General features: G+C 69.1%; 16 protein-coding genes and 1 pseudogene. 7 read left to right on the top strand and 10 right to left on the bottom strand.

Annotation, left to right across the window (positions count from 1 at the left end):
* Positions 1 to 83: 83 nt before the first annotated feature.
* Together AB0J09_RS04435 and AB0J09_RS04430 are read left to right on the top strand one after the other, a co-directional pair.
* Positions 84 to 497 carry a hypothetical protein gene (locus tag AB0J09_RS04435; RefSeq protein WP_360684949.1) on the top strand — a complete coding sequence of 138 codons (414 nt, stop codon included), beginning with the start codon at positions 84 to 86 and terminating at the stop codon, positions 495 to 497.
* Positions 498 to 503: 6 nt separating this feature from the next.
* Positions 504 to 824 (top strand): hypothetical protein, encoded by a 321-nt coding sequence (locus AB0J09_RS04430; protein WP_360684947.1) that lies wholly within the window; start codon positions 504 to 506, stop codon positions 822 to 824.
* A gap of 60 nt (positions 825 to 884) precedes the next feature.
* Here the strand turns inward: AB0J09_RS04430 and AB0J09_RS04425 are convergent, their stop codons facing one another.
* Entirely contained in the window at positions 885 to 1,949 is a 1,065-nt protein-coding gene (locus AB0J09_RS04425; protein ID WP_360684944.1) for a sulfite oxidase, read from the bottom strand.
* A 64-nt stretch (positions 1,950 to 2,013) separates the two neighbouring features.
* Positions 2,014 to 2,220, bottom strand: a complete 207-nt coding sequence (locus AB0J09_RS04420) for a hypothetical protein (RefSeq protein WP_360684941.1) — start codon at positions 2,218 to 2,220, stop codon at positions 2,014 to 2,016.
* Between the two features lie 10 nt (positions 2,221 to 2,230).
* On the opposite strand from AB0J09_RS04420, the gene AB0J09_RS04415 reads away from it, so the two are divergent.
* Positions 2,231 to 2,440, top strand: a complete 210-nt coding sequence (locus AB0J09_RS04415) for a hypothetical protein (protein ID WP_360684938.1) — start codon at positions 2,231 to 2,233, stop codon at positions 2,438 to 2,440.
* Positions 2,437 to 2,928, top strand: coding sequence for a hypothetical protein (locus tag AB0J09_RS04410; RefSeq protein ID WP_360684935.1), 492 nt, complete (start codon positions 2,437 to 2,439; stop codon positions 2,926 to 2,928). Before AB0J09_RS04415 ends, AB0J09_RS04410 begins: the two co-directional genes overlap by 4 nt.
* Before the next feature lie 22 nt (positions 2,929 to 2,950).
* Here AB0J09_RS04410 and AB0J09_RS04405 read toward each other — a convergent pair whose 3' ends face one another.
* Positions 2,951 to 3,823: an STAS domain-containing protein gene (locus tag AB0J09_RS04405; RefSeq protein ID WP_360684932.1), complete on the bottom strand. Its 873-nt coding sequence runs from the start codon at positions 3,821 to 3,823 to the stop codon at positions 2,951 to 2,953.
* Between the two features lie 317 nt (positions 3,824 to 4,140).
* Here AB0J09_RS04405 and AB0J09_RS04400 point away from each other — a divergent pair, with 317 nt between their 5' ends.
* Positions 4,141 to 4,836: a class I SAM-dependent methyltransferase gene (locus AB0J09_RS04400; protein ID WP_360684929.1), complete on the top strand. Its 696-nt coding sequence runs from the start codon at positions 4,141 to 4,143 to the stop codon at positions 4,834 to 4,836.
* Here the strand turns inward: AB0J09_RS04400 and AB0J09_RS04395 are convergent, their stop codons facing one another.
* The 7 genes and pseudogenes from AB0J09_RS04395 to AB0J09_RS04365 form a co-directional block, all read right to left on the bottom strand.
* Positions 4,837 to 5,421 carry a TIGR03086 family metal-binding protein gene (locus AB0J09_RS04395; RefSeq protein ID WP_360684926.1) on the bottom strand — a complete coding sequence of 195 codons (585 nt, stop codon included), beginning with the start codon at positions 5,419 to 5,421 and terminating at the stop codon, positions 4,837 to 4,839.
* Positions 5,418 to 5,792, bottom strand: a complete 375-nt coding sequence (locus AB0J09_RS04390) for a hypothetical protein (RefSeq protein WP_360684923.1) — start codon at positions 5,790 to 5,792, stop codon at positions 5,418 to 5,420. The genes AB0J09_RS04395 and AB0J09_RS04390 overlap by 4 nt, the downstream gene beginning before the upstream one ends.
* 579 nt (positions 5,793 to 6,371) lie before the next feature.
* Complete coding sequence (locus tag AB0J09_RS04385; RefSeq protein ID WP_360684920.1) at positions 6,372 to 6,578, bottom strand: cold-shock protein; 207 nt, start codon at positions 6,576 to 6,578, stop codon at positions 6,372 to 6,374.
* A gap of 316 nt (positions 6,579 to 6,894) precedes the next feature.
* Positions 6,895 to 8,145: an alpha/beta fold hydrolase gene (locus AB0J09_RS04380; protein ID WP_360684916.1), complete on the bottom strand. Its 1,251-nt coding sequence runs from the start codon at positions 8,143 to 8,145 to the stop codon at positions 6,895 to 6,897.
* A gap of 78 nt (positions 8,146 to 8,223) precedes the next feature.
* A pseudogene (locus AB0J09_RS04375) lies at positions 8,224 to 9,179 on the bottom strand (aldo/keto reductase).
* A gap of 69 nt (positions 9,180 to 9,248) precedes the next feature.
* A complete protein-coding gene (locus tag AB0J09_RS04370) occupies positions 9,249 to 10,145 on the bottom strand; it encodes an alpha/beta hydrolase (RefSeq protein WP_360684913.1) in 897 nt (298 codons plus the stop codon).
* 49 nt (positions 10,146 to 10,194) lie between these two features.
* Positions 10,195 to 13,041 (bottom strand): BTAD domain-containing putative transcriptional regulator, encoded by a 2,847-nt coding sequence (locus tag AB0J09_RS04365; protein ID WP_360684910.1) that lies wholly within the window; start codon positions 13,039 to 13,041, stop codon positions 10,195 to 10,197.
* A gap of 130 nt (positions 13,042 to 13,171) precedes the next feature.
* Between AB0J09_RS04365 and AB0J09_RS04360 the strand changes: the two genes are divergently transcribed.
* Positions 13,172 to 13,645 carry a helix-turn-helix domain-containing protein gene (locus AB0J09_RS04360; protein WP_360684907.1) on the top strand — a complete coding sequence of 158 codons (474 nt, stop codon included), beginning with the start codon at positions 13,172 to 13,174 and terminating at the stop codon, positions 13,643 to 13,645.
* Positions 13,635 to 14,792 (top strand): FAD-dependent monooxygenase, encoded by a 1,158-nt coding sequence (locus AB0J09_RS04355; RefSeq protein ID WP_360684904.1) that lies wholly within the window; start codon positions 13,635 to 13,637, stop codon positions 14,790 to 14,792. The genes AB0J09_RS04360 and AB0J09_RS04355 overlap by 11 nt, the downstream gene beginning before the upstream one ends.
* Positions 14,793 to 14,924 lie beyond the last annotated feature (132 nt).

Here is a 14,924-nt window from a genome sequence, read left to right as displayed (position 1 = left end):
TGCTTTCTTTGATCGGCCATCGGGCAGAGCTGAACTCATTTCCGAGGGCCGTTGCTATCGTCGAGTGGGTCATGCTCATGAGAATGGCGGAGGACACGTTGCGGGCATTCGTACGGATTGTTGTGGCAGTCGTGGTCGGGGGCAGCGCGCTGCTGGGCGCGACCGCCGCGTCAGCCTCCGCGCCGCTGCCGCCGGAGAATTCCCTGCTGTCCCGCCTGTTCGGCGCCGACCTCGGCACCGTGCTCGGGACACTCCCCAGTGTTTTCTGCGGAAATCGCCTGTTCAACTACAACTCGCCGTCGACCGATTCGCCGACGACGTGTGTCAATGGCCCCGTGAATTCCGGAAACTCCACGAACAGCGGTAATTACCATAGCGAGGGAGATCCCATCAACAGTGGTAACTTCGCGAACACCAATGGCTCGACAGGCAGCGGCAACACCGGCAGTGGCGGCAACTTCGCCAACGGGGACCAGTCCATTTCTCCGGATTGGTGACGGGGCATGAGGGCTTTGCCGCGGAGGGCCGGAGCGGTCGTGGCGGGTCTCGGGCTGATGGTGGCTACGGCCGCGATGTCGATGCCGCCGGCCGAACCCGCCGTGCCGGCCGAGGTCCCCGCTTTCTGGCCGCGATTCCCCAAGGGCAGCGGCAACGCGCGGAAAAGCGGCAACTACTGGAGCAGGGGCCGCCAGGTGAACAGCGGCAACTTCTCGGTCGCGAACGCCTCCCCGAAGAGCAACAACGTCTACAGCGGATCCAACTACGCCAACGGCCCCCAGTGCTTCATCGAGCGCAAGGCCGTCGTCAAGCGACGGGGCTGTTGACCGATCCCGTGGAGGGCCCGCCCGTGCGGTCCCGCGCCCGAGCGCTCGGCGACGCCCTGGTCAAGGGCGGCACATGAGGCGAAGCCGGGCCCACGAGTTGTTGTCATAGCCCTTGGGATTCCACAGCGCCGCGGGAGATTCCGGTTGCAGGGCGCCGGTGGAGTCCCAGGCGCGGGCGGTCACCACCGTCTCGCCGGGGGACAGCTCGATGGTGGTGCGCCAGTGCTGCCACGCCCACGGGCTCCGGGGCTCGTCGAGTTCGGCCTGGATCCAGGTGCGGCCGTCGTCAACGGAGACGTCGAGCCGGGCAACGGTGCGGTCGTCGCCGGCGAAGGCGTAGCCGGTGACCTCCACCGGGCCGGGGGGCAGGGGAGTGGCGCCGTCTGGTCGCAGGATGTCGCAGTTCAGAGCGACCGGTCCCAGAGAGATGCCGTCGCCCGGGCGGGCCCGATGAGGGTCGGCCTCGGCGGGGAGGATCTGATAGTCCACGGCCTGGAAATAGTTGGCGGACGGCTCGCTCAGAGCGGTGATCTGCTGGAGCCATTTGACGCTCCGGGCGCCGATCCAGCCGGGCACGACGGCGCGCAACGGAGCACCGTGGACTCGTGGCAGGGGCCGGCCGTTCATGCCCCAAGCGAGCAGGACCTCGCCTGACAGGGCCTTGGCCACCGGAATCGAACCGCCGAAGGGCTGGGGCGGTTCGGCGGCTTGGGACACGTCCGCGGCGGCGAAGGCTATATGCGCGGCTTCGGACAGTAGCCCGGCCTCGGCGAGAACGTCGGCCAGCCGTACACCGCTCCACACCGCGGTGGCGGTCGCGCACGGGCCCCATGGATTCTCCCCAGGGATGTTGCGAACCTCCATCAGCCCGGCGCGCCGGTTACCCGCGCATTGCAGCGTCGCCGTGACGTCACATTGCTCGAACCTGTCGTGCAGTTCGCGCAGGGACAGCTTCAACGGCCGCTCAACCAGCCCGCCGACCTCCAGCCGCCAGGTGTCCGCGTCGAGCTCAGGAATGGGGCCGTGGTTGCGGCTGTAGAAACTCTCGAACGAAGTGATCGGATTACCGGCCAAGGCCTGCCGAGGTGGCTCCGCGTTGTACGGCTCCCGGCTGTGCACGATCATGTCGCTTCTTTTGCCCCACGGTTTCATGGGGACGATGTACCCGGTGCCCCTTCTCAGCCGCCGTTCATGTTCTACCCAGGTTTCCAAAAGACAGCTCGGTCAGGATCGCAGCAAGCAAGAACGTCGAGGGACGGTTCAGAGTGAAATCAACGAGATTCAAGGTGGCCCTGGTCGCGCTGGCCGCGTGTGCTTCGCTCGCGGCGTGCGGATCGAGCTCCGGCGACACCTCCGCGGCATCGACCACAGCCCCCGCGAGCAGCGCCGCAAGCAAGACCGGGAAGGTGTCGGCCAACACAGCCGGCGAGAGCGAGATCGCGGCGGCGCTCCAGGCCGCGGGCGTCGACAACGCCGAGCGGTGGGCCCGCGAGGTGACGGAGTATCGCCCGTACGCCGCCGACGACCCGAACCTCACCTCGCTGCGGGACAATCTCGCCAAATACAACCCCGGCCAGGAGACCGTCGACAAGATCGTCTCCGCGCTGGTCCCGTGAACCGGACACTCGTCCGGCGTGCTCTGCTGGCGCTGACGGCGATCGGCGTCCTCGGCGCCGCCTTCGAGCTCGCCACGGAGCAGCACTGGAAGAGCATCGAGCAACTGATTCCCTGGGGCGCCCTCGCGCTCCTCGGGATCGCGGTGCTCCTCATGCTCGTCAAGGACTCGCCCCGGCTGGTCGCCGCCGTCCGGCTGATCGCGCTGGCCGTCCTGGTCGCATCGGCGTTCGGCGTCTACGCGCACATCGCGGCGAATTACGATGCGGGTCCGCTCGACCAGCGCTACGCGGCGACGTGGGATGCCCTGCCGACCCTCACACGCTGGTGGTACGCGCTGACCAAGGCTGTGGGGCCGGCACCGCCGCTCGCCCCCGGCATGCTCGGCCAGTCGGCCCTCATGCTGCTGCTCGCCACCCTCATCGGGCGCGGGCCCACTCCAACTGACGCCCCCGAAGTACTGCGCCTGGAGGTCCCCGGCTCCCGATGACACCCGGCCGGGCAGTTCCGCCTCACACCAGTGGCAGGCTGCGGTCCAGGCCGGTGATGCGCAGCAGCTTGGACATGGATGGGCGGGGCGCGGCCAGGGCCAGGGTGATGCCCATCAACCGGGCGCGTTGCTGGATGCCGACCATGACGCCCAGACCGGAGGCATCGCAGAAGGACACCGCGGACAGGTCGAGGATGAGCATGCTCCTGCTGGACTTCAGGATGCTCAGCAGGCGCGAGCGCAGCGCCGGGCTGGTGAAGATGTCGATCTCGCCGGACAGGCGGACGGTGGTCGGCGCCGATAGGTCGGCCCTGCCGAGTGGGAAGGTGTCGGTGCAGGTCATGCGATGCTCCGACGGGTGAAGGGATTCGGCTTGACCCATCCGGTGCGGGCGGGACACGTCCTGATCGATGACTTGTCCGCCCTCGTTCTCCCAGCCGGCGAAGGCGTCGTCCTCCGGCGCGCCGGAGGCCGGCTCGGCAGGCAGGCACCTACCGTGCGAGCGCGCCGCCTGGCCGGAACCGGTGCCGGGCGGAACGACCATCAGCGTGACGGGTTCGGCCCCCGCGAAGGTCAGGACGATCAGGTGCGGATCGGCTCCGCGCAAGCAGTCCACCCCGACCTCGCGGCCACGGGCGGGGATACGGTACGGGATGCTGTCCCAGAGATCGGCATGCAGGCCGATGCGTAGCGTGATCTGGTCCAGCCGCTGGTCGACCGCGGCAATGAGGCCGGGCAGTTCGGCGGCGGCGTCGCGAGAGTACGGCCACCACACTCCGTCCCTGCTGCCATGCCGGTCGGGGACGGGATCCAGCCAGAGCCGAACCGCGGAGTCGATGGCGGGGGTTGCACCGACGGCGCTCAGCGGTGGCGCGGGGTGCGTGAGAAATGCCATGATCGTTGGCCTGTCCGGGCCCCTTCATAGGGCCGATTGTCGATCGCCGGGGGCGACGCCGACCTGAATGCCAACGCTCGGAAAGTCCTCGGTAATTTCAGGTTAACCCCGCATTTTGGAATAACCCCATTTGGAGAGTAAAATTCAGTCATGATTTTCGAAATCATCCAAATTTAGTAAACGGCGTGCATCGAAGTGGCATTCACCAAAGAGGCCGCCCGCATCCCCGGAGCGTTCACGGTAGATCCGGGGTGTGAAGATCGTCGTGACACCAAAAGCGGTCGCGATGCACTCGCGGCCGCCGCCATGATGTCCCGATGGACAAGGCGACCACTTACGATGACGCCCTCGGCGACCTCTTCGCCAAGAATGCAGAGACGAGCCCCCACAACGCCTACACCGACAGGCCCGCGATGCTTAAGCTCGCGGGCGATGTCTCCGGGGCCAGAATCCTGGATGTCGGCTGTGGAGCGGGCCACTATGCGGCCGAGCTGTCGGCCCGCGGCGCCCAGGTGGTCGGAGTCGAGGGCAGTGCCACACTGCTGCGCCACGCACGAGCACGCCTGAACGGCGACGCAGAACTACTTCTCCATGACCTGGAGGAGCCACTCGATTTCGCTGCTGACGCATCGTTCGACGGGGTGGTCTGCGCCCTCGTGTTCCACCACGTCAGGAACCGTGCGCGGCTCCTGGACGAACTGCGTCGCGTCCTGCGGCCAGGTGGATGGCTCCTGATATCGGTCACCCATCCCACAGCCGACTGGCATCACTTCGGCGGCTCGTACTTCAGCCACGACTGGAGCGACCTGGCCGTCGCGGACGGCAAGTTCTCGATCCACTACCAGCGCATGCCGTTGGAGACGTTCCTGGGTGAGCTGTTGGCCGCAGGTTTCGTGCTGGAAAAGCTGATCGAACCGCGCCCCACGGCCGGCCTTCGCGAGATCGACGAAGCGCGCTACGACAAGCTCCACCGAGCGCCGTCCTTCCTCGCCGTAAAGCTGCAACGTCCTTGATCACAACCTAGAAGCCGACGCAACTTGGAGGTCGCGGCCGAGGAAGGCCAGGAGCCGCCGGTGGGCGGGGGCGTCGGCGGGCGCTTCGATCTCGGGGCCGAACATGCCGGGGCGCCGGAAGGGCGTGAAGTCCATGCCGCGCATGATCGCGAGGAGTTCTTCGCACGCCGCCTCGTCGGCGAGCGCTTCCTGGTCGGTGGCGATGGCCAGGTCGGTGCCGTGTACGAGGAGCTCGGTGAGGTGGATCAGCGCGGCCATCGAGCCGGGGACGGCACCGAACCCCAGTCGCACGGTGGTGTCGAGGGCGTCAGGGCGATGCCATGCCGCCCGGTCGAGGTCGGCCGCGGTGGCATAGGCGCCCTGTGGGTCGGTGCCGAGCCAGTCGGAGTCGTGGTCGGCTCCGGCGTCGGTTCCGGTGAGTTCGGCGGCGAAGATCCGCATGCCGCCGACCAGATGGTTGAGCTCCGCACGTACGTCCCACTCCGGGCAAGGCGTGGAGGTCCCGAGCTGGTCCTCGGTGAGGCCCTTGACGATGGCGGTCGTCATGGTGATGGCCCGGTCGATCTGGTCGATCACGCTGGTCATGTCGTTTCTCCAACCGTTCTTCTCAGGCCGCTAAAAGCAGTCGATGCCTGCGTTGGAAGGACTGTAGAACGCCACTTCGCACAAACGCAAGTCTGGGCTGCGTTAAGGTGATGGGCATGGTGGAACAGCAGCGCGTCCGCCGGCTCCAGCGAGCCGTCCCCGTCCGCCACCACCACGGCCAAGCACAAGAAGACCGTCGCGCCCAAGAAGACGACGCGGACCCCACCGATCACCCCCAAGACCACACGCCCGCGCCCTACCCCCACCCCCTCGCCGTCGCAGGAGCGCACCACCATCCGGCCCACGCCCACGCGGTCGCCGACGAAGAAGCCGGCCACCACGCGCCCGTCGCCCACCGCGAGCAAGACCAAGGCCGCCTCGTTCAGCCTCGCCTACGTACGGGTCGCCGGCGCTTCGAAGATCAACGACGCGGGCGTCACCTGTTACTCGGGCTCGGTGAGCTTCGGCGTCGGCCTGGACGCGTCTGAAATGGGAGCCCCCGTTCTCCTACCAGTGGCTCGTCGACGGCCAGGTGATCGAGAGCGGCTCCAGGCGGATACCGTCCTACGGCCGAAGCGACTATTTCGGCTCGAAGAAGCAGGTCAGCCCTGACCTCGGGTCCAAGCACACGGTGGTCTTCCAGCTCACCTCGCCGGTGCGGAAGTCGAAGTCGACCACGTGGACCATGTGCTGACCTTCCTCCACGGCGTTGTCAGCCGGACCACGCTCCCCATGAGGACTTGGTCACGGTCCCAGATCCGGCCGGCGGCCCAGGCATACTCCCAAGCCTGGCTGGAATCTACGAGCCGGCGACGTTTGCCATGCTCGGAATCTGTTTGTCGTGACTCGCCCATGGTTTACGGGATGAAACCGTACGACATTCTGGGGGGAAACGTAGTCCGGGCCTGCACCCTGGTGGGTGCAGGCCCGGACTAGTGACACGCGTCGAGTCAGGCGGCGACGATGTTCTCCGCCTGCGGGCCCTTCTGGCCCTGGACGATGTCGAAGGACACCTTCTGGCCCTCGGTCAGCTCACGGTAGCCGCCGTTGGACACGATGTTGGAGTAGTGCGCGAAGACGTCGGCGCCGCCGCCGTCCTGCGCGATGAAGCCGAAGCCCTTTTCAGAGTTGAACCACTTCACGGTTCCGGTTGCCATGTCGATCTCCTTCAGATAAGTGCTGAATCCCGAGGAATTCACGTCGCGCGGATTCTGTGTCGCCGCGATGAGCCCATCCGGAAATGACCGGCAAACGAAACGCGCCCGAAGATCATACTCTGCGGGCGCGCACAAAGTCCTTATGGGTACCACAACTACAACGCAGGACAGTCTAGCACGCACTTCTGGTGCATCGCGCTAAGGCGTTTCCCGCTTTATCGCCGCCTCTGATGAGGTTTGCCCGGAATGACTGTTTCTTATCGCGACGGCTCCCAGCAGAGCTCGTCTGTCCCTGTGGGGACCTCGCCTGGGGGTGTCAGGCGCAGGTGGTGGCGGCGGGCTTGCCGTGGAAGCGGTCGGCGGTCCAGGTGAGGATGTCGGGCATGGCGCCGTCGTCGATGCCGGTGACCTGGCCGGGGTAGGTGTCGTGGGCCAGACCCGGGTAGGTCCGGTAGTCCACGCGGGAGCCGGTATCGCACAGCGACGCGGCCACCTGGTCGGTCATTGCCTTGGTGACGAGGGTGTCGGCATCGCCCTGCAGCAGGAGCAGCGGTCCGGCGACCGGCCGTCGCCCGGTGGCGTTGCCGGTGAGGTAGCGGGCGAAGCGCGGCTCGGTCAAGTAACCAGGCTGGACCAGGTCGGGCCCGGTCAGATCGTTGTAGACGGCGCCGATCACGCCCAGGCAGTCGGTCCGGATGACGTCCAGGCGCTGCCGGGCCTGCGGGGTCAGGATCCCCTCCAGAGACAGACCGGGATCGGCGGTCTTGGCTCCGGTGGCGATCAGGGGGACGAATCCGCCGAGTCCGGGCTGGGTGGCGGCGTGCTCGACGATCTGGGCGAGGTCCGCGGCCGGTGAGGTGACCACGGCGCCGAGGTAGCCGGGTTCGGGCCGGCGGAGCTGACGTTCGGCGACGCTGAGCGCGGCGGCGCCGCCCTGGGAGTGGCCCCACAGCACCCAGCGCTGCGACAGTCCCGGTACGGCCTGGCGGGCGGAGCGGAGCGCGTAGATCACGTCGTTGGCGGCGGCGGTCTTGTCGCCGAGCGCGTGGCGCCCGTCGGTGCCCAGCCCGGCGTAGTCGGGGGCGACGACGGCGTACCCGCTGTCGAGGAAGCGCGCCATCTGGTCGCCGTGGTAGAGGTCGCGCATCAGGGAGGGGGCGCAGTCGCGGCCGGCGCCGCTTGCGCCATGCGCGTCGACGACCACGGGCCAGCCGCCTTTCGGCGCGACGCCCTCGGGGACCAGCACCACTCCGGAGGCGGCGACGTCCCGGCCGTCGCCGGTGCGGGAGTGGTAGAGCACGCGGATGGCCGGTAACGGCCGGGTGGCCGTGACGTGGTCGGTCGTGGCCTGCTTGCGGATGAGGGTGCCCGCCGACGCCCATCGCAGCGGGTCGGGGGCGTCGTAGAAGGCGGTACGGGGCAGCGCGTTGGCCTGCTGCTGCTGGCGGGCCGCCTGGCACCACGCATCACATGGGTAGGCGTCGGCGTGGCCGGGCACCGCCCCGGCCGTGATCATCGCGCCGGCGGCGAGCACGGCTGCGGCAGCCGTACGGAAGAGCTTCATCATCGGTCTTTCGTCAGAATGGATCAGATGTGGAGAGGACGGGACAGCGCTGCACGGCGTGACACCTTCGTCCTCGCGAGTTCAACGGGAGGGCCGGCCCTGCACCCGCTCGCCCACGGCGCCGTAGACGAAGCCACTCGTGTCGGCGAGGAACGCGGTGGGGAAGCCGAGGTCGATGGCGCTCGCCTCGTCCAGACGACACAGCGCCTCGGCCGGCAGCGTCAGGTCGATTGCGGCGAGGTTGCCGACGAGCTGATCGAGGGTGCGCGCGCCCAGGATCGGGTGGATCCACGCATGGTGGGCCCGGGTCCAGGCGATCGCGACCTGGGAGGAAGTGACGCCCAGCTCGTCGGCCACGGAGTCGACCTCGCGCGCGATGCTCAATTCGCGCTCGTCGGCCCCGGCGCCGCGCGAGGTGCCGGTGTGCCCGTCACGGGTGAGCTTGCCTGACAGAACGCCCCCGGCCAGTGCGACCAGGCCGCCACTGACAGTTCCAGCGCCGCGGCCATCGGCAGCAGCTCGCGCTCGATGTCCCGCTTGATCAGGCTGTACGGCACCTGCAGTCCGGCGAACGAGCTCCATCCGCGGAACTCGGCGATCGTGTTCGCCCGCGCGACCAGCCAGGCGGGCGCGTCGGAGATGCCGATGTACAGCACCTTGCCCGCGTGGACCAGATCGTCCAGCGCACGCATGGTCTCCTCGATCGGCGTGTGCGGATCCCAGATGTGCACCCACAGCAGGTCGATGTAGTCGGTGCCGAGCCTGCGCAGGCTCGCCTCGACGGACCGGGTCAGATTCTTGCGGTGGTTGCCCGCCGCGTTCGGGTCCGTGCCGTCCATCGACAGTGTGTACTTGGTGGCCAGCACGAACCTGTCACGCTCGGCGCCCAGCAGTTCGCCGACGAACTTCTCGCTGGAGCCGTCGGTGTACTTGTTGGCAGTGTCGATCACATTGCCGCCGGCCTCGGCGTAGGCAGCGAACATCTTGCGGCACTCGGCGAGGTCGGCGCCCCAGCCCCACTCCTCGCCGAAGGTCATCGCACCGAGAAAGGCCTCGGAAACCCGCAATCCCGTACGGCCGAGCAGTCTGTAACGCATGGTCTCTCCTCAGAGGGTGGCGTGCAGGTGACGGGCGACGTTGTCCACAGAGTCGGTGACCGTGGGCTCGGTGTCGTAGAAGTCGAACTGGCTGCGCTCCTCCAGCCAGACCAGCTCCCTGGCTCCGGTCAGCCGGTCGGCGAAGCGGCGCGCGCCCACCGGGATCCCCGCGCTCTCGCTGTGCACGATGAGCACGGGAGCAGTGATGCGGTCCGCGGAGGGCTGCGGTTCGAAGGTCAGCCACTCGGCCCAGGCCATGGTCGCCCACCGGTTCCCCCACTGCGGGACGGCGCCCCGGGCGGGGTCCAGGTAGTAGGCGTAGGGGCCGAACATCGCGGCGGTGGAGTCGGTTTCACTGACCCCGGGTACGTACTCGACCTGGCCGGTCTCCTCATAGTGAGCGCGGGCCCGCTGCCCTTCCGCCAAGCGCGCGGCGAAGGCCTCCTCGCCACCCAGGGCGAGCCGCATCAGCTCGCCGTCCTGCAGGCCGGGTGCGACCAGCGCCAGCGAGGCGATGCGGTTGTCGTTCGCGGCGGCCGCCGCGGCGAACGCGCCACCGGCGCAGATGCCCAGCGCGCCGATCCTGGCCGGGGACACTCGGTCCAGACCGGACAGGAAGGTCACCGCGTGGCCGAGGTCCCTGACCTTCAGCGAAGGGGACTCCACGTCACGCGGCTCGCCGTCCGACTCGCCGTACCCGGTGAAGTCGAAGGCCAGCGCGGCGAAACCGCGCTCGGCCAGGCGCCGCGCGTACAGCCCTGCCATCTGCTCCTTGACCGTGGTCCACGCCCCGGCCACCACGACCGCGGGCAGGGCGCGGTCAGCCGTGGCGGGCAGGTGCAGATGCCCGGCGAGGGTGACGCCGTGGGCGTCGAAGGTCACCTTCTCAACAACAGTCTCTGTCATACGGACGACATTGACGGACCCTGACTGCCAACCGACTGCCACGCGACCGTCAGAGCATCGCCCGCACGTCCTCCGCCTCGGGAACGTCGAGCCGCTCGAAGATCTCCAACGCCTCCCGCAGACGTGCTCGGCCGCTCTCCTCCTGCCCCAGCTGCGACAGCGCCTTACCGAGCGTGGTCAGAGCCCGGCCCTGTTCCCAGACGGCGTCGATCGCGACGTTCACTGCCACGGCTTCCTCCGCCCGTGCCCTGGCCTGGTCGAACAGACCCGCCGCCAGATGGCATTCGGCCAGCCGGAACAGGGCGCCGCCCTCCATCAGGCGGTCACCGGCGGTCCGGTGCCGCGTCAGCGAGTCCGCCCAGGCCTCGACCGCCTCCTCGCACCTGCCGACCCCGTGAAGCACGATGCCGAGGTCGTACAGCCGGGTGCCGAGGTCCCGTGAGCGCCCCGTCTCCCGCACCAGGTCCACAGCCTGCTGGGCCAGCTCGACAGCCTCATCTTGCCTGCCCAGCGACAGACAGGCACGGGACATGACCCCCAGCGCCGCCCCCACTCCTGCCAGGTCGCCCAGCTCGCGATGGACGGGGATCGCCTCAGCGAGATGACCCATGGCGTCCTCGTAGTCACGCCGGAGCATCGCCGCGGTGCCGAGTATCTGCAGGTTCTCCACCACGATCACAGGGTCGTCCATCGCACGACCCAGCGCGAGGGCTGCCGTGCTCTCCTCGACTCCCTCCTTGATCGACCGCTGGTAGATGAGCATCGCCGCCACCGCCGTACGGGCCAGCCCGTGGCCACGCTGGTCGCCGCGCTCGGCCGAAGCCCGCGCGATCGCCTGAGCGATCTGCCTGATCTGCTCCCACCGCAGATGAACCCGTGCCACGTACAGCAGCACATACAGCAGGTCCGCCACGGCCGGGTCGGACGCGGCCTGCAGGGTCGTGTGGAAGAGATTGCCGACCTCGCCGTCAAGCCAGTCCTCCACCGCCGGCTGGCCGGCGAAGACCAGACCGGGCGAGGCGGTGGGCATCTGCCTCGCGGTCGAAAGCGAGTCCGGTTCCAGCAGCGACTGCGCGTTTCTGGCGGTGGCGAGGTAGAGGTCGACCAGCCGGTGCAACGCGGCGTCCCGGTCCTGCTCGGGAAGGCCGCGGGCGTACAGCTTGAGCAGGTCGTGGTAGCGGTACCGGCCCGGCGCGGGCGCCTCCAGCAGGCCCGCGTCCGCCAGCGACTCACACAGGTCTTCCGCCTGCCAGTCCGGAAGTTCCAGTACGGCTGCCGCCGCGGCCACCGAGAAGTCGTCGCCGTCCGGTACGGCCAGCAGCCGGAACGCCCTGGCCTGGCCGACGTCCAGCTGGCCGTACCCCAGCGAAAAGGTGGCCTCCACCGCCAGGTCGCCTGTGCTCAGCTCCGCTAATCGACGGCGCTGGTCGGCGAGCCGGGTGACCAGCGAGGCGATGGTCCACCCCGGCCGGGCAGCCAGTCTGGAGGCCGCGATGCGGACCGCGAGCGGCAGGCGGGCACAGGCGGCGACCACTTGCTCGGCGGCCTGGCGTTCGGCGGCGACGCGGGCGGTCCCGACGATGCGGGTGAACAGCTCCAGCGCCTCATCGGCCGTGAGCGCCTCCAGACCGATCACCCGGTCAGCGTTGAGACCTATCAGCCTGGCCCGGCTGGTGATGACAACGCCGCTGGAGGTCGCCCCCGGCAGCAGCGGGCGAACCTGGGCGGCGTCGGCGGCGTTGTCCAGGACGACCAGCATCCGCAGGTTCGCCAGCGTGGTGCGGTACAGCGCAGCCCGCTCTTCCAAGTCCTCGGGGATGGCGTCACCGGAGACGCCCAGCGCACGCAGGAACGCCGCGAGCACGGCCTCCGGCGCCAGCGGAGCCGCCTCGGCGCCGCGCAGGTCCACATACAACTGCCCGTCGGGGTAGCGGTCGCGGACCAGGTGGGCCACATGGACGGCCAGCGCGGTCTTGCCGACGCCGCCGATCCCCGACACCGAGGAGATCACCAAGCTCGTGCCCTGGTGGAGCAGGCCGGTCAGTTCCCCGACCAGGGCCTGTCGTCCGGTGAAATCGGCGACGTCGGCGGGAAGCTGGGCGGGAGCCGTACGGGCGGGGGCCTGAACAGGAGCGGCCAGGGCCGGGTCGGCGCGCAGCATCGCCTGGTGGAGGGTGGCGAGCTCCGGGCCGGGGTCGACGCCGAGCTCATCAGCGAGCAACCTACGCGTGTCGGCGTATATCGCCAGCGCCTCGGCCTGGCGCCCGGACCGGTAGAGCGCGAGCATCAACAGCCCCCGCAGGCGCTCTCGCAGCGGGAACTCCTCGCACAACGAGGTCAGCTCCGCGACCAGCTCATGATGACGGCCGAGCTCCAGTTCCAGCTCCAGCCGTTGTTCCACTGCCAGCAGGCGCCGTTCCGCCAGCCGTGTCCGATGAGCCTCGATCGCCGGGCCCGGCAGTCCCTGCAACGGCACACCCGACCACAGCGCCAGCGCCTCGGACAGCAGGTCCCTGGAACGGCCCAGCTCTCCAGCGGCACGGGCCTTGTCGGCCGCCTCCAACCGCTCCTCGAACACGGCGGCGTCCAATCCGCCCGGCGGCAGCGCCAGTGCGTAGCCTCCGGGGACCGTGGTCAGCACCTTCCAGGGAGGTCCATCCGGCTCCAGGACCGGCCGCAACCGCGAGACCAGAATCCGCACCGCGTGCATCGGCCGCGCGGGCGGCGCCTGGCCCCACAACCCGTCCACAATCGCGTCATCGGACAGCGCCCGGCCCTGCTGCAGCAGTAACAGTGCCAGCAACGACTGCCGCTGCGGACGACCGAGACCGAGCAGCTCGCCGCCTCGCCGACCCCGCAACGGCCCTAACACCGTGAACCGCAAGTCGATCGTCATGGGACCTCCTTCGCAGGGACATTAGGGCATGAAACTAGCGCCGTATTGCTCGGGTCCAGGTATGTCTTGTATGTGCAGTAATTTCAGCTCATACTGAAATATATAGATGATCCTTGGAGGGGTGCGTGAGATGACAGATGACCGGGAGCGGATCCTGGACTGGGTCGAGCGGGCCGCGATGTTCTGCACGGACGAATACGCCGTGCCGCCTATCGCCGGCCGGGTGCTCGCCTGGTTGATGATCTGCGACCCGCCGGAGCAGTCCGCGGGCCAGATCGCCGAGGCCATCGGGGCAAGCAGGGCGTCGCTGGCGACGAACATACGCCTGCTCACCGATGCTGGGTTCGTGCGCCGTCGCACGCGGCCGGGCCAGAAGACCAACTACTACCGGGTGGACGACGACGCCTGGGAACGGGTCGTCCGGCGCCGGGTCGCCGGCCTGGCCGCCTTCCGCGAGATCACAGCGGCCGGCATGGAGCTGACCGGGCCGGACGCCGGCCGAACACGGCGGCTGCGTGTGGCGCACAACGTCTTCGACTGGATGGACAAGGCCTTCGCAGGCATGCCCGGGCCGTCGTCAGAGGAGGACACCGATGGATCGTGAGCAAGGTCGTTCCGCGATCGTGGCGGGGGCCGGGATCGGTGGACTGGCCGCGGCCATCGGCCTGCTGCGCGCCGGCTGGACGGTGACCGTGCTGGAGCGGGCCCCGCAACTGCGGGAGGCCGGCGCGGGCTGGTCGTTCGCGCCGAACGCGCTGCGGGCGGCCGACGCATTGGGCGTCGGAGCGGAGTTCCGGGCCTGTTCGGTGCCCACCGAGGCGGGCGCCACGATGAGGCTGCCGGGCGGCGAGTACCTGATGCGTTTCCAGCCGGGCGCCGATGTGCCACTGCTCGCCAATCACCGAGCCGACCTGCAGCGCGTGCTGGCCCGGCATGTGCCGGCCGACCGGATCCGCGCCGGAGCCGAGGTCACCGGCGTCCACCAGGACGGCGACGGCGTCACCGTCACCTGCCGCGATGGCACCGAGATGACGGCCGGCCTGCTGGTCGGAGCCGACGGCCTGCACAGCACGGTACGCCGCCGCGTCTGGCCCGACACGCCCGAGCCCGTCTTCCAGCGCATCCTGTGCTGGCGAGGGGTGACCAAGCCCGGCTCGGCCTGGCCGGTGAGCGGATTCCAGACCTGGGGACGCGGCGCCCGGTTCGGCGCGCATCCGCTGACCGGCGAGCGGGTGTTCTGGTTTCTCACCGTCCGCCAGGAGCAGCCGGGCGCGCGCTTCGCCGACGATCTCGAGGAGGTACGGGCCAGGACGCGCGGCTGGCACGACCCGATCCCGGCCCTGCTGGCCGCCACACCGCACGAGGCGGTCCTGCGTCACGACATCTACGACCTGGACCCGCTGCCCTCCTACGTCCAGGGACGGGTCGTCCTGCTCGGCGACGCCGCCCACGCGATGACACCCTTCCTGGCCCAAGGCGCCTGCCAGGCCCTCGAGGACGCGGCCGTACTGGCGGCCGAAGCGGCCGGCCCCGTCCCGGAGTCCCTGGCCCGCTACGACCGTCTCCGCCGCCCCCGAACCCAGCAGGTGCAGCGCATGGCCAGGACCGATCCCAGGCTCAGCCTCTCCACCACCCCGGCCACGTACCGGCTCATGACGGCGATGACCCGCCTGGCCTCCTCGGGCGTGGCCCGCCGTAAGAGCGCCAGGCTCTGGGACTGGACCCCTCCTCTCGTTCACACAGGGAAGTGACACGGTGCTCGTCGTGGGCGCCGGAGGCGAACCGAAACGGCTGGAGCTCCTGCCCTACGACGAGCGCGGCCTGTCGGTCGAGCCCGGGCTCGGCCGCGCAAAGGGCCTACGCCCCGAATTCCACTCTCACTG

Source organism: Nonomuraea sp. NPDC049784, assembly GCF_040659615.1.
In the GTDB taxonomy this organism is placed as follows: domain Bacteria; phylum Actinomycetota; class Actinomycetes; order Streptosporangiales; family Streptosporangiaceae; genus Nonomuraea.
The sequence above is the reverse complement of the archived record's forward strand: the minus strand, read 5'-3'. Positions and strand labels throughout refer to the sequence as shown.